Genomic DNA, 15,713 nt, shown 5'->3' with positions numbered 1-15,713 from the left:
TATTTTATTACTTTACAGCTTGATTTACAACACCTATATAGTAAGGCTTTTTCGCATTATCTTTTGCACCAATCAAGATAATAGAATAAAACTGTGAAGGTTTAAACACAACATCTTTTCTAGTTGCCAGTACCTTACCATCCTTATCTTTAATCGTAATAGCATAAGTATTAGAATCTAAAGCGTTAAACTCCTGTGTTTTCAAAGCAGTCGTTTCACTGTCTTGAACTCTATTTTCAAATTCTTTTACTACTGTCTTATCATTAAACTGAACAGTAGCTACTACATTATCCGAACTCAAATTAAAGAAACGAACTCCTGACTGCTTAACTTCATTTAAAGGAGTTGCTTTCTTAACATTATCCTCTGTTATAAAGTGGATTACCTTCGATTCGTTCCCTCCTATAAAAGAAGTATAAAACTGCCCACTAGTTATCTTCTTCGTAGTTGTAGTAATTGGCTTGACCTTATTACCTCCATAGATGTCTATTAATCTATTTCCTTGCCATAGATTCACATAACCTACACTCTGATAAAACAGAGGATAATATGGACTCTGAATAGGGCGACCATCTGCAACATAAATAAGCACATCTTCACTCTCATAGGCATTTACCATAGTAAAACCACCTGCATGTTCTGACAAATCAATATAATCGTCATCACTGCTACAACTAAACACTGCAAAACTTAGAAGCAATACTGTCAATAAACTTAAAACTCTTTTCATAATAGATCTTTTTAAATTAGTTTCTCATCATCTTTAATTACTTATAACGACATGCAATAATCATGCAAGTCTATGTATGAACTACCATTAAAATTTTCTAATACTCTTATTCACTTAGTTTTCTATTCGCATACAATAATAAAGACTCTACATAGTCTCCATCAAAGTCAATCTTATAAATTTTAGACACCTTAAATTCCTCTATCTCCTCAAACCATTCACCTGAAGCAGATAACTCTTCGAATGCAAAATACTCACTATCATCACTATCCATATACTTCCCTACATAGACACAATCCTCTTCCTTAAATTCTAATCCAAAAGCACCATATTTATTCCCAATAGCTTTTAAAGTATCAAAAATATTGTCTTTTAACTGAATAGGGCTACTATAAAAGTCAACATGTTTTGCTTTCAGTACTTCTTCAATAAAAGCAATATTTTCTCCACGCTCTATAGTAGATATTTTATCCACAGCTATCAACTCATACCCATCTATAATATAATCGACCGAATTACACTTCGTTAATAACCACTTATCATTATAAGCTAATACTATACCTAGTATTAATTCTTTCTTTCTACCTTTTAAGCGAATGCCTACTAATTTATTCAAGTAATCTTTTATCATAGTAATAGATATTAATGAATTAGGTAATACGTAATGAGAGAATTTTGCGCTCTCTACTCCCTATTCTCAATAGGTCTTTACTAAAATTATGAATATTTCGACAATTATTCACAAATAATCCCTCTTTTTTAACCACAAAACAGAAGTGAATCAACATTCTATTAATCAAATAGATATACTTAAATAAGTAAATCAATATTACTTTTTTTGATATTTATTTTTTCTATTCCCCTCTAAAAGAAAGCATATTTGACTAAAAACAAATACTTCTGTATAATAAAAAAGCAGGATATACTATCCCGCTTCTATTCTATAATTACTATTTTGCTTTAAGATGAGTAGCTACACCTATTCTATTCCATGCGTTTATAGTAACCATGCACATAATAAGTTGCGCTAAATACACTTCACCAAATAATTCTTCTGCTTGCGCATATAATGTATCACTAATTCCTCCTTGATGAATAAATGTAACCGCTTCAGTCATCTCCAGAATCACACGTTCTTCTTCTGTAAACAGCTCTGTTTCTTGCCACCCTGCTAACACTAATAATCTTCTAACAGATTCTCCATGCTTTAAAGCGTCTTGTGTATGAATATCTAAACAGTACCCACATCCATTTAACTGAGATGCCCTAATCTTTATTAGCTCTTTATGTATTGGTGTTAATTCTGATTCGTTTAAGTATTTTTCTAATAATAACATTCCTTCATACGCCTTAGGCTGTACACCATAAATTGTCTTTCTCATAATCGTAACTTTATTGTTTTTAATTTCAACAAATCTAAAGCTATGATTAATCAATAAACTTAAACAGGTTTAAGAAAATCTCTTCTTCTTTATCTCACTTAAATACTCTGGGCTAAACCCTAAATAAGAAGCCATTAAATACTGAGGAATACGTTGTATAAACTCTGGAAATCTCTCTTCGAAGTGGAAGTACAACTCTTCTCTACTAAACTCGTACAAATACTTCACTCTATATTGAGCAGCAGCATATGCACGTTGAAAAACTTGTCTATAGTACTTCTCCATAATTGGGTGTTTCTCTAATAGTAAAACAAATTGTTCTCTAGTAATCACGATTACTTCTGACTGCTCTACTGCTTGAATATAGAAGTTACTATTCGTATGCTGTTCAAAAGCCATATTATCCGTTAACCACCAATTCTCTATAGCAAAATCAATAGTTTGTTCTACACCATTACTCTTCATATAATAACTTCTCAAGCACCCTACTTCCACAAAGAATAACTTATCACAAAGCATATCTGCTTCTAAAAGAATCTCTTTCTTTTTGACCTTGATCAGCTCAAAATAAGATAAAATAGAATCTGCTTCAGGTACTGATAAAGTCCCTACGAATTTTTCGATATGTTGTATAAGTTTGTTCATTGAATATAAGTTATAAAACAAAGATAATTACTTCAAGTGTAATTGTTTATAATACGTTATCTTATACTTTGTAAAATCATCTGTTAGTTTACACTCAAAGAAATCAAAAGTATGCACAGCACCTTTTACTTCTAAGACTGTGACTTTTCCTCCATTGCTCTCTACAGAAGTCACATACTCTTTTGCTTCATCTATTAGAGGATCATATTCTGCTAGTACCATTGTCATAGACGGTAGTGATTGGTAGTTCTGCATCTTATTAGGCACTGCATATTCCCTCCACTTATTCTTATCCCCTGACAAATAATGTTTCCACATATAAGTTGCACTTTTCTTAGATTGCATAGGTGCGTGAGCATAAGTCTGCATAGAAGGAGTATTCAGCTCATCTGATGTAGGAGGATATAGGATGAGAGCATTGCTTATAGGGATAATATTACTATCTCTATTTAAGTGTAAAAGAGATAGAGCTATTGTGCCCCCTGCACTACTTCCCATCACACTGATATTCTGTTTATTTCCTCCTATTGCTTCTATATTGCTATAACACCATTCTAGAGCACTTACACTATCTTCTAAAGCAGCCGGAAAAGGATGCTCTGGCGCTAATCGATAATCAACAGATACTATAATCACCTGCGCCTCTCTCACTAGATCTAGCAACTGAAAATCATACTGCTCTGGACTTCCAAAAATAAAAGCTCCTCCATGTAAGAACAAGACTACAGGCAAGGGTTTATCTATTTCTCTTGGCTTATATATTCTTATTTTAAGAGAAGTATTATATGCTGTAGAAATTACTTGATTATATACACTGATATCATGAGGTATAGTTATAGCTCCCTCCTCTAGCATTAATCGTTCTTCTGTGATGCGTATTTGTTGAGGATTAGACTCTAAAAGAGAATCATAAGGTATCTGTGTCCAAGCACTTAAAGACAGTGCTATTAATAGTTCTTTATCTATATTCATATCTTAAATGATTACTGTAAAGAACAAAAGTCTTGTCTTTTTACCACATCCTAGAGGACATAGGTCTATAAATTCACTTCCTTGCGTATTCTACTCAAATGCCTTGGGGTAATATTTAAAAATGAAGCTAAGTATATACCAGGTATCTGTTGAATATAGTGAGGATAGTTCTGAAGTAACTTCAGGTACCTATCTTTAGCATCTAGACGTTGGATATCGAAGAGTTTTTCTTCTAATTCCATAAACTGCTCTTCTAATAACTGTTTAAAGAAGTTTGTCCATACTATACTATCTACACATAGTTTATCTACATCTGCTTTATAGAGGACATATAATTCTGTTTTGCCTATAGACTGTATATTCTCTTTAGATGGTTGTCCTGATATAAAGGAAGTCATCGCTGTCATCATACTTTCGTCGAAGGTGATACAGTATGTACGCTCTTCTCCACTTTCTAATAGAAAATAAGAACGTAAAACACCCTTTTTTATCCACACTATCTTATCAGCTACCTCTCCTTCGCAGATTAGCATTTCTTTATTTTCTAATACCTGCTCTTGTACTAATAGTGATAATGACTTCCACAAGTCTTGTTTTATCACATTAGACAGTATACTAAATGACTCCTTTCTCATCAGACAGACTCTTTTATTTCGATGGTTCTAAAGGTAAGATTAATACGTGGAGTATGAACCACTTTTGTAGGAGGTAATCTATGTAGCCAATTTTCTTGAGTAGTCCCTTTCATTACTAATAGGCTTCCATTATCCAAAATAACATCTATTTTCACACCATTCTCTTTGTGTTTAAAAGCAAATTTACGAACTGCTCCAAAGCTCAGAGAAGCTATAGCTCCATGTTTTTTTAAATCCTTCTCTCCATCGCTATGCCACGCCATTCCCTCTTCTCCTGTGTGATATAAATTTAAAAGACATGAATTATAAGTCTCCCCTGTCCTCTCTTCTACTATTTTCTTTAATGCTAATAACTCTTCCGTCCAAACCAAGGCAGTCTTAGTAATATTTGAATAAGTATAACTAAATGGAATATCGCCATACCAAGCCACTTTGCGCTTAGTAGTTACTTTCTTCCCAAAGATGATAGCTTGATCACATTGCCAAGCTACATGAGTCAAAAGTTGATTGTAATAATAGTCACACTGCTCTTTATTAAATACGATACCATAGTAATCTACTTCTCCATCATAAGGAAGAATATTCGTAAACTCCTGACTATAATCACTAAACAAATCCATAAGCACTGATTTAATACTACAAGTTTATAGATTATCTAACACAGAATAAAAAAAGTAATGCGATAAATTAAAGCAATATGATACTAACAAAAAAACGGAGTTACTATTCAAAGCAACCCCGTTTTATGATAACACTATATTCTTCTTTACTCCAATGGCTTCATCCCTGCTTCTCTAAAGTATTCTATTTTACTTAAGAACATCGCAGCCATACGCTCTGCTCGCCACTTCGCTTCATCAGCTATTTTTCCTTCATATAGTTCATCCACCGTACCATTAAAGATTCTCTTCCATTCTTCAAAATGCTCGCCTTCTACAGGTAGCTGTGCATGAGGAGGAAAAGGTTTTCCTCTATATGTATACTCTTCTAATAGAATAGTTTGCCAGAAGGCGTACATTTTCTCTAAATGCTCAGGCCATCTCCCCTCTAGTTTACTATTAAAAATAGGGCCGATAAACTCATTCTCCTGTACTCTTCCATAAAAGGTATCTACTAATACCTTAATATCTTCTATGTTTTCTATATCTTTTCTCATTACAAATTATTATTTTTACACACTATCTGTTTACAAATAAATGCTAAACTTTACTGCTATGATTACAATATCCATTTTAGGTTCTGGCAAAGTTGCTCATCACTTGATACTAAACTTTTTAGAACACGACAATATTTGTTTACAACAAGTGTATGCACGAACTCCTAACAAAGTTAAGGACTTAGTCTCTCACAATCAAATTATTTCAGATATCAATGAGCTAAAACCTGCAGATATTTTTATCATTGCTGTTAGTGATGATGCTATAGAAGAAGTATCCTCTACCATCCCTTTAAAAGATGCCTTTGTGGTTCATACTTCTGGGACAATGCCGATGAACTCTATTGCTACCACAAGTAGAAAAGGAGTCTTCTATATGCTACAGACTTTCTCTATCGATAAGGAGGTTGATTTCAGCCTTATCCCTTATTGTATCGAAGCTAGTAACAAACAAGATTTTGAACTTTTAGAAAAGTTAGCTTTATCTTTTTCTGAAAGAGTATATAAAATCTCTACTGACCAGAGACAGTCTATACACCTAGCAGCAGTATTTGTAAACAACTTCACCAATCATCTTTTTAAACTAGGTGAAGATATTTGTAAAGAGAATATGGTGCCCTTTGACATTCTAAAGCCTCTTATCTTAGAGACAGCGACTAAGGTACAGACCTTATCGCCTAGAGAAGCACAGACAGGACCAGCTGCACGTAATGATCAAGGAACTATAGACCGTCATCTAGAAGCGCTAAATGACCCTATAAAAAAAGAAATATATCAACTCATAACTAATTCAATACAAAATAACTAATGTCTAAACATTTTAAAGAGATAATGAATGACATCACTACGTTCATATTTGATGTAGATGGTGTATTAACAGATGGTACTGTTCACGTAACACAAGAAGGAAATTTACTAAGAGATATGTACATTAGAGATGGATATGCGATGAAAGCTGCTATCGAAAATGGATATAATGTATGTATTATCTCAGGAGGTAGTAATGAAGGTGTGCGTACGAGGTTTGCTAACCTTGGTGTGAAAGACATCTACTTAGGGGTACCTGATAAAGTAAAAGTATTTAAAGAATATATAGCAGCTAATAATATCAATCCTGATAACGTATTATACATGGGAGATGATATACCAGACTATCATATCATGCAAGAAGTAGCACTGCCTACTGCTCCACAGGACGCTGCACCAGAAATAAAAAGAATCTCTAAGTATATCTCTCATCTTAACGGTGGCAGAGGGGCTGTTAGAGATGTGATCGAACAAGTCATGAAAACACAACAAAAGTGGTTTCAACACTTTAACGCTAAATTTGACTAATAAATATTATGCTTAATAAGCTATTTAAGGATTATAACATCGTACTAGGATCTAACTCCCCTAGACGTAAACAATATTTAACGGACTTAGGGTTCTCTTTTACAGTCCGAGCTTCGGATATAGATGAGTCTTATCCTGAAGAGTTGGTAAGAGAACAAATCACTGACTATATTGCAAAAGCAAAGGCTGATGCTATAGAAATATTACACGATAACGAAATCATCATTACCAGTGATACTACTGTGTGGAATAATCATACTTCACTAGGCAAACCTGAAAATAGAGATGAAGCCTATACCATGCTAAAGAGCTTATGTGGTCATGAGCATGAAGTAATCAGTTCTGTATGTTTAAAGAGCAAGGAGAGCGTAAGTGTATTCCACTGTATTACTAAAGTGAGTTTCTCTGATCTATCTGATGAAGCCCTTTATTTCTATATAGACCAATACAAACCTTATGACAAGGCTGGGGCTTATGGTATACAAGAATGGATAGGATTAGTAGGCATAGATAAAATAGATGGTTCTTATACTAATATAGTAGGCTTACCTACTAAAGAACTTGTAGAGGAATTACTAAAATTCATTAAAAACTAAATATGCTAAAAGAATATTACACAGAAATTATAGCAACTGTAATTACATTAGTTCTATATATTCCTTGTAGAAAGTTAATAGGATATATCATCCGATCTTTCTCTACTAAAGAGCAGCGTAAAGATAGCCGAGTACTACTGATTATCAGATTATTTAATACACTTTTATCGGTTATTTTTTTAATTCTCGTACTAACGATTTGGGGAGTTCAACCAGAGAATTTTATGGTTACACTTACATCTGTATTTACAGTAATAGGGGTAGCGATGTTCGCTCAGTGGTCTTTATTAAGTAATATCACAGCAGGAATCTTATTATTCTTCTCATTTCCATTTAGAATAGGAGATACCATCAGATTACAAGACAAAGATTTCCCTATAGAAGCTAAAATCATTGATATCAAAGCATTCTGTACTATATTACTCACTACAGAGAACGAGAAGATCTCTTATCCTAACAGTTTATTATTACAAAAGGGAATTGTTATAGTCAATAAAAAAGAGGATATAGACAATCCTACAATATAATAGTGGCACAAATTTTGTATTTACCATTTCGGTTTAAATAGTCAAATGGTAGTAGAAGAAAGGCTAGTTAACCTATTTATAGGTTTTACTAGTCTTTTTTTTATAAAGTTAAAACTAATCAATAAAACTACTTCAGAACACAAACACTTATCTATACTGTACTCTTTATAGAAGATCATAGATTCTATTCTAGCTATATAAAGGCCAGTACCACAATATCATTTGTTATTTATCCCTTCTTAATTTCGTTGAAATGAATGCAATTGATTGGAGTATTTTTATACTAATTTTATTTATCGTTATCACCATTAAGCACTTTAAACTTAATAAAGCAGATAACAACTCTATTTACGAAAAGTCAACACTACACTATGGTTTCAAGATTATAGCGGTACAATCTTTTATATACACTTTTATCTCTCTTCCAGGACAAGCTTATTCACAGGGAATGACATTCCTACAGCTGTATCTAGGTATTCCCTTAGCTGTATTTATAGTTATATTCTTAATTATCCCAAAATACAAAAAACACAATACTAAAAGCGCATTTGAATACATCAAGGCGAAGTCTAATAAAAGAGTCTATTACTTAACCAGCATTATTTATCTAATCCTAAGATTACTTGTTCTTACTATTACATTCTATGCTACGGCTATGATACTCTCTATTTTATTAAAAATAGATTTCAAAATCTTACTCTTAATCATAAGTGCAATTTTTATCGTTCTGAACATTCTTTTTAAAAACAAAACCAATTTATTCCCTAGACGAAACCAGTTATTATACGCCATTATAATAACGACTATCATCTTTCTGACCATATTATACAAACTACCAGAAGGTATGTATCTAGAAGATACATTAAGCTTCACCGCCTCTTTTGATAAACTTACTGTGATCGATAGCGATCTTGCTCTAAAAGATAAGTTTGACTTGCTTAAATGTTTAGTAAATGGTACTATACTATTCGTCGCCCTATTATCTATAGATACAAAGATTCTACAGATATATAGACAGAGTAAATACTCTGATAAGACTAAGGATGGATTGATTATCAATGGGTTATTCAATGTCCCTTTTCATTTCTTTATTCTATTGACAGGGTGTGTGTTATTTACATTTTACCAGTTTAACGATGCACCTTTACATTATAACCCTCATAACGTGCACACAGTCTATCAATCTGAATATGCTGAACAATACGATCAAATCAAACAAGAGTATCAAAAAATATTGAACTTAAAGAAAGAAGCTAGCTTCTTATATAGTGGGCAAATCTATCAGAACTATAGTAATCAAATACTAAAAGATCAAATACTAAGCTTAACAGAAAATGCAAATAAACTTCAACTAGAAGCAAAAAAATTAATTAAAAAGGCGAATCATAATGTAGAAGTGAATGATTCTGACTTTATACTTCTTCACTTCATCAACTTTCATGTACCCACAGGGATAGCAGGTGTTATCATGGCTTTATTTTTTATCTGTTTACTTTCGATAGGATTTCACGAAATAAATTGGCTATCAAAAAAAACAAAAAAACTGTTATCTCAGACCAAGTCAAGTGCTCTGCCTCATCCAGATAACAAAAGATATCATGATATCATTACGCTTATTATTATTATCCTTGCTCTGATTATAGTATATAATATTCCCGTATTTTTAAATCTTATCCAAATACTATGGGCGTACTCTTCTCTGTTTTCAGGAACTCTACTTGGTATTTTACTAGTGACCATGTACTTTAAAAACAATAATAAAGCTTTGTTTTACACCATTTTACTAACTCAAATCACTATTATTACCCTATACATCACTACTCCTATTCATTATCTATGGTATAACACTATTGGGTTAGCTACTATCCTTATATTAGTACCTATCGCTAACCTAATTAGTAAACTATTTTCTAATCATAATAGATCTCATGTTTTATCTTAGCATTAGATTAACCACACTTAGTTTCTAACGCATATCATCCAAAGATTCGGATTAGCGCTCTATTGCACTGAAGTACGTATGATATTCTAGTCTCGTTTTGTATAAAAACTATATGATAATGCTATAAGTCTATATTGTGTCCGTTATTTTACTTGATTTAACGGACTCACTACGGACTCATAACGGACTCACTACGGACTCAAATCAAGGGAAACAAGAACAAGAATGCTCCCAGAGTAAGACAAAATTCGAACTACCGAACTTAACTAAATTATATTGATTCACTATTGACTATATCATAATTAACAGATTGTTCTACAATACACTATTACTAATATGAAGCCTTCTAGTCTAGTACATTTATCCCTGTTTACTCATCGCTAATATACTCAATAAAAAAAAGTGTATACTACATCATGATATGTACTATACACTTTATATTCTTTCTTTAGTTATTTATTCTAAGAAAGCAAGCTTACACATTCGCAAATGGCAAACTCCACTTATACTTCACAGCTAATACTCTAATCAGAATAATAATACCTGCTGTACCTACGTATAAGATATCCTTACTCAGCTCAAAATAGTTTAGTAAATAATAAACTAAACCTCCAAGGATACATGCTGTGGCATAGATCTCTTGTTTAAAAATAAGTGGAATCTTATTCGCTAAAATATCGCGAATAACCCCTCCAAAACAAGCAGTAATCGTACCTAAGGTAACACAGATAATCGGGTGTAAGCCTACTGTCATCCCTTTCTCTATACCGATTAGTGTGAACACAGCGATACCTATGGTATCAAATAGGAAAAGAGAATAACGCAAGAAGTTAAACTTCTTATAGAACACAATAGCCATAGCTACCCCTAATAAGGTTACATAAAAATAGCTAAGATTAGTAAGCCACATCACAGGTGTCCATCCGATCATCATATCTCTGATAGTCCCTCCTCCAATAGCTGTCGCGAATGCTAAAATAGTCATCCCAAACAGGTCTAACCTTCTTTCGCGCCCTGCTAATGCTCCCGAAATTGCAAAAGCTAATGTTCCGAGCAAATCTAAAATATCGAAAAAATTAAACATTAAATAGTATAAAAATAATGCGCTAAACCTTAGCTGTTAAATAATTGTAGTCTTTTAATACGGTTTCTATAAACTCCTGATCAGAGAGTGTCTTCAGCTCACCTATACCTAGTACGCTCTTAAGTTTAACGACTAGCTTCTGTAATAACTCGTGATCTCTATTTGCTTTAAAAGTAGTTAAAGCTTCTTTTATAATATAAACATCTTTATCTGTCAAACTTAACACCTGCGCAAATAATGGGGTGTACTCCTCCTCTACTTCCTGAAAAATAGTGGATGACAAAAGTAATCTTTCTTTAACAGATATCACTGCTGTACCTGCTAAAATATCACCTAATCGCTGACTCTTATCTGTACATATAATAGTAATCAAACCAACTGCTGCTGAACCTATCCAAAAATCTACTAATCTCATTACCCAACGGCTAGCATAGTCTACTACAGAAGCTTCATACCCGTCTATCTTAATCACCTTAAGCCTCATAATCTTCTTACCAGGAGTAGCTCCCTGCATAATCGTCTCAAAAAATAGAGTATAAAACAAAGCAGGAGAAGCGATGAGAATCATAACCGCGATTTTAGACCACTCATCTATAAAAGCATTAACTATTCTTAGTTGACTTACAATATAAAAAATCAGAATCAAATACAATCCCTTAAAAATAAGATCTAAAATAGAAGCAATCATTCTTTCACCAATAGATGCAGTTTTAAATTCTATTTTGATATTTTGTGTTGTATTTATTGTTAAATTAGCCATAAATTATCTGCTTTTAAATGAGAGAAGTCGCTTTTATCAAATATAATAAAGAAAAATGGATTGAATATGAACATACAATATATTCTAACTCAATTCATAAACCTGATTACTTGGCCGATATGTACATTCAGTTAATGAATGATTTATCCTATGCGCAAACTTATTATCCCAAGAGTAAAGTTACACAATATCTCAATATTTTAGCAGCGCAAACTTATCAAAAAATTTACAAAACAAAACGTATTGAAGAAAATAGACTTATTTATTTCTTTAAGACAGAAGTTCCTCTAGTTGTGCATGAAAATCGAAATTATCTTTACTTTTCTGTACTAACCTTTCTGATTATTGTAGGTATCGGTTTTGTTTCTGCTCATTATGATTTAGAGTTTATTCGTTTAATATTAGGAGATCATTATGTTAATCTAACATTAGATAATATACAGAATGATGACGCGATGGGTATCTATAAGTCTGGTAGTAACTGGGGAAGCTTTATAGGTATAGCGTTTAACAATCTATATGTGTCTCTACAATTTTTTATATACGGAATCTTCGCTGGATTAGGTACACTATTCTATCTACTCTATAACGGTATTATGGTAGGGGCATTCCAATATATGTTTATCAAAGAAAATGCTTTTATGGATAGCTTTAGAGGAATATGGTTACACGGTGCTATAGAGATTACAGGGATTATCATTGAGGCATTTGCAGGCTTTGTATTTGGGGGAAGTCTTCTATTTCCTAAGACCTTCTCGAGAAAAAACTCCTTTATTCGAGGGTTTAAGAATGGATTTAAAATATTCTTAGCGATGGTACCATTCGTTATCACAGCTGCTTTTATAGAGGGCTTTATAACGCGCTATGCTAAAGAGATGCCTGATGTTCTAAACTATATTATTATACTAGGTACATTCTCTATCATTATTTATTACTTCTTCATCTATCCGAGAAGAGTGTATTCAAAACTTATTAAATTATAATCTATGTTTGTTGTTTTTAAAAAAAGAGATTTTAGTGACTTAATGAATGATACGATTTCATTCTTTAAAATAGAAGGAAAACCATTCTTCAAAAATTACTTTACCCTATGTGGTATATTATTACTAGTCTTATTTGTATGTACTTACTTTTTATTTGATATGGTATTTGCAGCATCTAGTAGTGCAAAAAATTCAGCAATAGATGCATTTATAGACAATAACGCAGGGCTATTCTTCTTAATTATCTTAGTAGCGGCGGTTGTTACTATTCTTATAAGTATTATAGCTATGTCATATCCTGCATACTATCTAAAAGCGATGGTAGAACACCCTAAGGATTACCAAGATATAAAGCATGTGATTAATCCTCTAAAAAAGGATATTTGGAGATTACTTGGTTTCGCACTTGCTTCTTTTTTTACTATATTTCCCTTAATTATAATTGCTTTCTCTATCGCGGCTGTTTTAATCTTTTTATTAATAGGGATTCCCCTTTTACTGATTATGATGCCTGCTGTTGCTTCATGGATAAACTTGGCTTATTATGAATATGTGACCAATAGAAGTGGAATCTATGAGTCTTATCAAACAGCTTACTATATGCTGAAAAGTAAATTCTGGATTATCATAGGGAACACTTTCTTAGTATATCTAGTAATACAAATCGTTACAATGACGCTAAACATTATCACTCAAATCATGTTCTATGGAGGAACAATATTCAGTGAAAAAAGTTCTTATGATCTAGAAGAGACACAAGGTTTTAAACTAATGCTCATCGGTATAATTATCTTGAGTACCCTAGTATCTTTTGTGATGAATAATATAATGTTGATTAATCAAGGATTAGTTTACTACAGCATCAGAGAGCAAAAAGAAAATACACAGTCTCATGCAGACATTGATATGATTGGAAAAAACTAATGAAGAGATTCTTATTTATACTATTATTTTTATCATTTGCTACTCCTCATTTTGGGCAGGTAGAGCAGGATACTATTGTATCTAATGTAGAGTCTTCACAAGATGAAGAAGACAGCTCTGCGACTGCTCATGAAGCTGGAGTTATCAAGGCTAAGCCTGTCAATGTACTTCCGTACTTAGAAGAGACGAGTACAGATATAGTACCTACTAAATTTGAGACAGATTATAAAAAGAAATACAAGAAAGATCCTGACTTCGATTATAAAGAAGAACTTAACAAAGACTCTATCTGGAAGCGCTTCAAGCGATGGTTAAATCAGCAACTAACTGACTTCTTTAGACAATTTGATATTGACTATGAAACAAGTAGCCGTTTACAAGTTTTTTATAGAATAGCAGGGATACTAGTTATCTTTCTTTTAATTTATTATATCATAAGAGCTGTTATTCAGAAAGATGCCTATTGGCTATTCAAGAAGAGCGCTAAAAAGATGGAGATACAGGTCGATGAAATTGAGTTAAACCTTAAAGTAGTGGACTTCCCTTCTCTATTAAACAAGACCATTGCGGAGCAACAATACCGTTTAAGTATTCGTTACTATTACCTATGGCTACTACAGAGATTACAAGAAAAAGAGGAGATCGAATGGCATATCGAAAAAACGAACTCTGACTATCAAAACGAAATAAAAGATAGTAAACTAAAAGAGGATTTTAGGTATCTTTCTTATCTATATAACAATATATGGTATGGAGAATTTGAAATAGAAGAATCTGAGTTTAACCGTGCAAAACAGTCATTTGACACTATACTAAAACAAAGCTAAAATGAGTAAATCAACAAAAACAATGTTGTTCCTTTTTATCGTGATTATGGGCTTTGTTTATTTTATAGAGTCTAATAAAGTAGATCCGATAGATTGGCGCGAAACTTTAGATAATACACATAAAATTCCCTTTGGGACATATATACTAGATCAGGAAATAGACAAAGTGTTTCCTAATGATAGTGTAATCAGAATCACTGGAAATGTCTATGACTTCTTTAAAGATAAAAAGTATGATAGTATACACACTAACACACTGTTCTCTTTAAAGAACTATGGGTATATAGACTCTTTCGCTAGAGTAAATCTACATCACTATATCGCAAAGGGAAACACTGCTGTTATCTTTCAAGATAATATAGATGGGTTAATAGAGGGGATAGAGACAGACTATCTACAATATACGTTAAGAGAAGAATTATTAGATCAGGATAAGGTGTCAGTGACATTGGCTAATCCGAATATTTCTACCTATTCGTTTCAGTTAAAAGACTTAAATACAAACTACTTCGATATTCCAGATTCTCTACGTACAAAAGTAGAAGTGCTAGGATACTTAAAGTATAAAGGAGTCAAATATCCTAACCTCATTCGTTATAAAGAGGGATCAGGTCAACTTATATTAGGACTTCAACCTATTGCATTTACAAACTATAATTTGTTAGAAAGTAATAATCACCTTTATGTACAGGGTGTATTATCTTACTTACCTCAACAGAACACCTACTTCACTGTATCTAGACTACCAGGAGATAATGAGTACCACTCTACTTCTATTCTTAGATTTGTGTTTAAACATCCAGCCTTGACATGGGCGTGGTATTTCTTCCTTGGAACCTTGTTTGTGTTTATCATTTTCACTGCAAAAAGGAAGCAGAGAGTAATACCGATTATCACACCGCTGTCTAACACCACTGTTGAATTTACCAAAACAGTGTCTAATCTTTATATTCAAAATAAAGACTATGAGGACTTGATAAATAAACACATTATATACACCTTAGAAAAAATAAGACGTGTACATTGGCTAGACACTACTAAACTAGATGAAGTATTTATCAATAACCTACATATCAAAACCAAGAAAGACAAAGAAGATATCGTCAAATTTATCAGGTTTATAGAGCAGTTTAAAGCTGCCCCACACCATGCATCAGAAGAAATGCTAATCGAATTAAACAAAATAATTGAGAAAATCATTGATTAAAGATATAC

The 15,713-nt window shown here is 32.6% G+C and carries 19 protein-coding genes; 9 read left to right on the top strand and 10 right to left on the bottom strand.

What is annotated here, in order from left to right; translation table 11 throughout:
* Window positions 1-7 precede the first annotated feature (7 nt).
* From MYRA21_RS11835 to MYRA21_RS11800, 8 genes are all read right to left on the bottom strand, one after another.
* Window positions 8-730 carry a DUF4397 domain-containing protein gene (locus MYRA21_RS11835; RefSeq protein ID WP_039329130.1) on the bottom strand — a complete coding sequence of 241 codons (723 nt, stop codon included), beginning with the start codon at window positions 728-730 and terminating at the stop codon, window positions 8-10.
* A gap of 106 nt (window positions 731-836) precedes the next feature.
* On the bottom strand, window positions 837-1,361 hold the full coding sequence (locus tag MYRA21_RS11830) for a hypothetical protein (RefSeq protein ID WP_006259412.1): 525 nt from the start codon (window positions 1,359-1,361) through the stop codon (window positions 837-839).
* Window positions 1,362-1,680: 319 nt separating this feature from the next.
* A complete protein-coding gene (locus MYRA21_RS11825; protein ID WP_006259413.1) occupies window positions 1,681-2,112 on the bottom strand; it encodes a carboxymuconolactone decarboxylase family protein in 432 nt (143 codons plus the stop codon).
* Between the two features lie 69 nt (window positions 2,113-2,181).
* A complete protein-coding gene (locus MYRA21_RS11820) occupies window positions 2,182-2,757 on the bottom strand; it encodes a Crp/Fnr family transcriptional regulator (protein ID WP_006263203.1) in 576 nt (191 codons plus the stop codon).
* Between the two features lie 27 nt (window positions 2,758-2,784).
* Window positions 2,785-3,729 carry an alpha/beta hydrolase gene (locus MYRA21_RS11815; protein ID WP_006263202.1) on the bottom strand — a complete coding sequence of 315 codons (945 nt, stop codon included), beginning with the start codon at window positions 3,727-3,729 and terminating at the stop codon, window positions 2,785-2,787.
* A 65-nt stretch (window positions 3,730-3,794) separates the two neighbouring features.
* Complete coding sequence (locus tag MYRA21_RS11810) at window positions 3,795-4,364, bottom strand: Crp/Fnr family transcriptional regulator (protein WP_006263200.1); 570 nt, start codon at window positions 4,362-4,364, stop codon at window positions 3,795-3,797.
* Window positions 4,364-4,984 carry an alpha-ketoglutarate-dependent dioxygenase AlkB gene (locus MYRA21_RS11805; protein ID WP_006263199.1) on the bottom strand — a complete coding sequence of 207 codons (621 nt, stop codon included), beginning with the start codon at window positions 4,982-4,984 and terminating at the stop codon, window positions 4,364-4,366. The genes MYRA21_RS11810 and MYRA21_RS11805 overlap by 1 nt, the downstream gene beginning before the upstream one ends.
* Before the next feature lie 146 nt (window positions 4,985-5,130).
* Complete coding sequence (locus tag MYRA21_RS11800) at window positions 5,131-5,520, bottom strand: group III truncated hemoglobin (RefSeq protein WP_006259418.1); 390 nt, start codon at window positions 5,518-5,520, stop codon at window positions 5,131-5,133.
* 58 nt (window positions 5,521-5,578) lie between these two features.
* Between MYRA21_RS11800 and MYRA21_RS11795 the strand changes: the two genes are divergently transcribed.
* From MYRA21_RS11795 to MYRA21_RS11775, 5 genes are all read left to right on the top strand, one after another.
* On the top strand, window positions 5,579-6,328 hold the full coding sequence (locus MYRA21_RS11795; protein WP_006263198.1) for a Rossmann-like and DUF2520 domain-containing protein: 750 nt from the start codon (window positions 5,579-5,581) through the stop codon (window positions 6,326-6,328).
* Entirely contained in the window at window positions 6,328-6,855 is a 528-nt protein-coding gene (locus MYRA21_RS11790) for an HAD family hydrolase (RefSeq protein ID WP_006263197.1), read from the top strand. The genes MYRA21_RS11795 and MYRA21_RS11790 overlap by 1 nt, the downstream gene beginning before the upstream one ends.
* Before the next feature lie 8 nt (window positions 6,856-6,863).
* Complete coding sequence (locus MYRA21_RS11785) at window positions 6,864-7,451, top strand: Maf family nucleotide pyrophosphatase (RefSeq protein ID WP_006263196.1); 588 nt, start codon at window positions 6,864-6,866, stop codon at window positions 7,449-7,451.
* 2 nt (window positions 7,452-7,453) lie between these two features.
* Complete coding sequence (locus MYRA21_RS11780; protein ID WP_006263195.1) at window positions 7,454-7,978, top strand: mechanosensitive ion channel domain-containing protein; 525 nt, start codon at window positions 7,454-7,456, stop codon at window positions 7,976-7,978.
* Between the two features lie 253 nt (window positions 7,979-8,231).
* Window positions 8,232-9,920, top strand: coding sequence for a hypothetical protein (locus tag MYRA21_RS11775; RefSeq protein ID WP_039329127.1), 1,689 nt, complete (start codon window positions 8,232-8,234; stop codon window positions 9,918-9,920).
* A 475-nt stretch (window positions 9,921-10,395) separates the two neighbouring features.
* Here MYRA21_RS11775 and MYRA21_RS11770 read toward each other — a convergent pair whose 3' ends face one another.
* Together MYRA21_RS11770 and MYRA21_RS11765 are read right to left on the bottom strand one after the other, a co-directional pair.
* Window positions 10,396-11,004 carry a trimeric intracellular cation channel family protein gene (locus MYRA21_RS11770; RefSeq protein ID WP_006259425.1) on the bottom strand — a complete coding sequence of 203 codons (609 nt, stop codon included), beginning with the start codon at window positions 11,002-11,004 and terminating at the stop codon, window positions 10,396-10,398.
* Between the two features lie 22 nt (window positions 11,005-11,026).
* The gene (locus tag MYRA21_RS11765; RefSeq protein ID WP_016649653.1) at window positions 11,027-11,764 is read right to left on the bottom strand and encodes an RDD family protein; all 738 of its coding nucleotides are present in this window, start codon (window positions 11,762-11,764) and stop codon (window positions 11,027-11,029) included.
* A gap of 17 nt (window positions 11,765-11,781) precedes the next feature.
* On the opposite strand from MYRA21_RS11765, the gene MYRA21_RS11760 reads away from it, so the two are divergent.
* Genes MYRA21_RS11760 through MYRA21_RS11745 form a run of 4 tightly spaced genes read left to right on the top strand, consistent with a single transcriptional unit; the run spans window position 11,782 to window position 15,705 of the window.
* Window positions 11,782-12,747, top strand: coding sequence for a stage II sporulation protein M (locus MYRA21_RS11760; RefSeq protein ID WP_039329125.1), 966 nt, complete (start codon window positions 11,782-11,784; stop codon window positions 12,745-12,747).
* A gap of 3 nt (window positions 12,748-12,750) precedes the next feature.
* Window positions 12,751-13,671 carry a hypothetical protein gene (locus tag MYRA21_RS11755; RefSeq protein WP_025125461.1) on the top strand — a complete coding sequence of 307 codons (921 nt, stop codon included), beginning with the start codon at window positions 12,751-12,753 and terminating at the stop codon, window positions 13,669-13,671.
* Entirely contained in the window at window positions 13,671-14,498 is an 828-nt protein-coding gene (locus tag MYRA21_RS11750; RefSeq protein ID WP_039329121.1) for a DUF4129 domain-containing protein, read from the top strand. The genes MYRA21_RS11755 and MYRA21_RS11750 overlap by 1 nt, the downstream gene beginning before the upstream one ends.
* 1 nt (window position 14,499) lies before the next feature.
* Entirely contained in the window at window positions 14,500-15,705 is a 1,206-nt protein-coding gene (locus MYRA21_RS11745; RefSeq protein ID WP_039329119.1) for a hypothetical protein, read from the top strand.
* Window positions 15,706-15,713 lie beyond the last annotated feature (8 nt).

The organism is Myroides sp. A21, from assembly GCF_000807225.1.
GTDB classification, from domain to species: Bacteria; Bacteroidota; Bacteroidia; order Flavobacteriales; family Flavobacteriaceae; genus Flavobacterium; species Flavobacterium odoratimimum.
This window is presented reverse-complemented; position numbering and strand designations above follow the sequence as displayed.

What these genes read in the sequence shown, in the direction of transcription:
- MYRA21_RS11770 (WP_006259425.1), bottom strand. Translation starts at nt 11,004, where the DNA reads ATGTTTAATTTTTTCGATATTTTAGATTTGCTCGGAACATTAGCTTTT.
- MYRA21_RS11775 (WP_039329127.1), top strand. Translation starts at nt 8,232, where the DNA reads ATGAATGCAATTGATTGGAGTATTTTTATACTAATTTTATTTATCGTT.
- MYRA21_RS11835 (WP_039329130.1), bottom strand. Translation starts at nt 730, where the DNA reads ATGAAAAGAGTTTTAAGTTTATTGACAGTATTGCTTCTAAGTTTTGCA.
- MYRA21_RS11750 (WP_039329121.1), top strand. Translation starts at nt 13,671, where the DNA reads ATGAAGAGATTCTTATTTATACTATTATTTTTATCATTTGCTACTCCT.
- MYRA21_RS11765 (WP_016649653.1), bottom strand. Translation starts at nt 11,764, where the DNA reads ATGGCTAATTTAACAATAAATACAACACAAAATATCAAAATAGAATTT.
- MYRA21_RS11820 (WP_006263203.1), bottom strand. Translation starts at nt 2,757, where the DNA reads ATGAACAAACTTATACAACATATCGAAAAATTCGTAGGGACTTTATCA.
- MYRA21_RS11790 (WP_006263197.1), top strand. Translation starts at nt 6,328, where the DNA reads ATGTCTAAACATTTTAAAGAGATAATGAATGACATCACTACGTTCATA.
- MYRA21_RS11825 (WP_006259413.1), bottom strand. Translation starts at nt 2,112, where the DNA reads ATGAGAAAGACAATTTATGGTGTACAGCCTAAGGCGTATGAAGGAATG.
- MYRA21_RS11805 (WP_006263199.1), bottom strand. Translation starts at nt 4,984, where the DNA reads ATGGATTTGTTTAGTGATTATAGTCAGGAGTTTACGAATATTCTTCCT.
- MYRA21_RS11760 (WP_039329125.1), top strand. Translation starts at nt 11,782, where the DNA reads ATGAGAGAAGTCGCTTTTATCAAATATAATAAAGAAAAATGGATTGAA.
- MYRA21_RS11780 (WP_006263195.1), top strand. Translation starts at nt 7,454, where the DNA reads ATGCTAAAAGAATATTACACAGAAATTATAGCAACTGTAATTACATTA.
- MYRA21_RS11815 (WP_006263202.1), bottom strand. Translation starts at nt 3,729, where the DNA reads ATGAATATAGATAAAGAACTATTAATAGCACTGTCTTTAAGTGCTTGG.
- MYRA21_RS11810 (WP_006263200.1), bottom strand. Translation starts at nt 4,364, where the DNA reads ATGAGAAAGGAGTCATTTAGTATACTGTCTAATGTGATAAAACAAGAC.
- MYRA21_RS11795 (WP_006263198.1), top strand. Translation starts at nt 5,579, where the DNA reads ATGATTACAATATCCATTTTAGGTTCTGGCAAAGTTGCTCATCACTTG.
- MYRA21_RS11745 (WP_039329119.1), top strand. Translation starts at nt 14,500, where the DNA reads ATGAGTAAATCAACAAAAACAATGTTGTTCCTTTTTATCGTGATTATG.
- MYRA21_RS11755 (WP_025125461.1), top strand. Translation starts at nt 12,751, where the DNA reads ATGTTTGTTGTTTTTAAAAAAAGAGATTTTAGTGACTTAATGAATGAT.
- MYRA21_RS11785 (WP_006263196.1), top strand. Translation starts at nt 6,864, where the DNA reads ATGCTTAATAAGCTATTTAAGGATTATAACATCGTACTAGGATCTAAC.
- MYRA21_RS11830 (WP_006259412.1), bottom strand. Translation starts at nt 1,361, where the DNA reads ATGATAAAAGATTACTTGAATAAATTAGTAGGCATTCGCTTAAAAGGT.
- MYRA21_RS11800 (WP_006259418.1), bottom strand. Translation starts at nt 5,520, where the DNA reads ATGAGAAAAGATATAGAAAACATAGAAGATATTAAGGTATTAGTAGAT.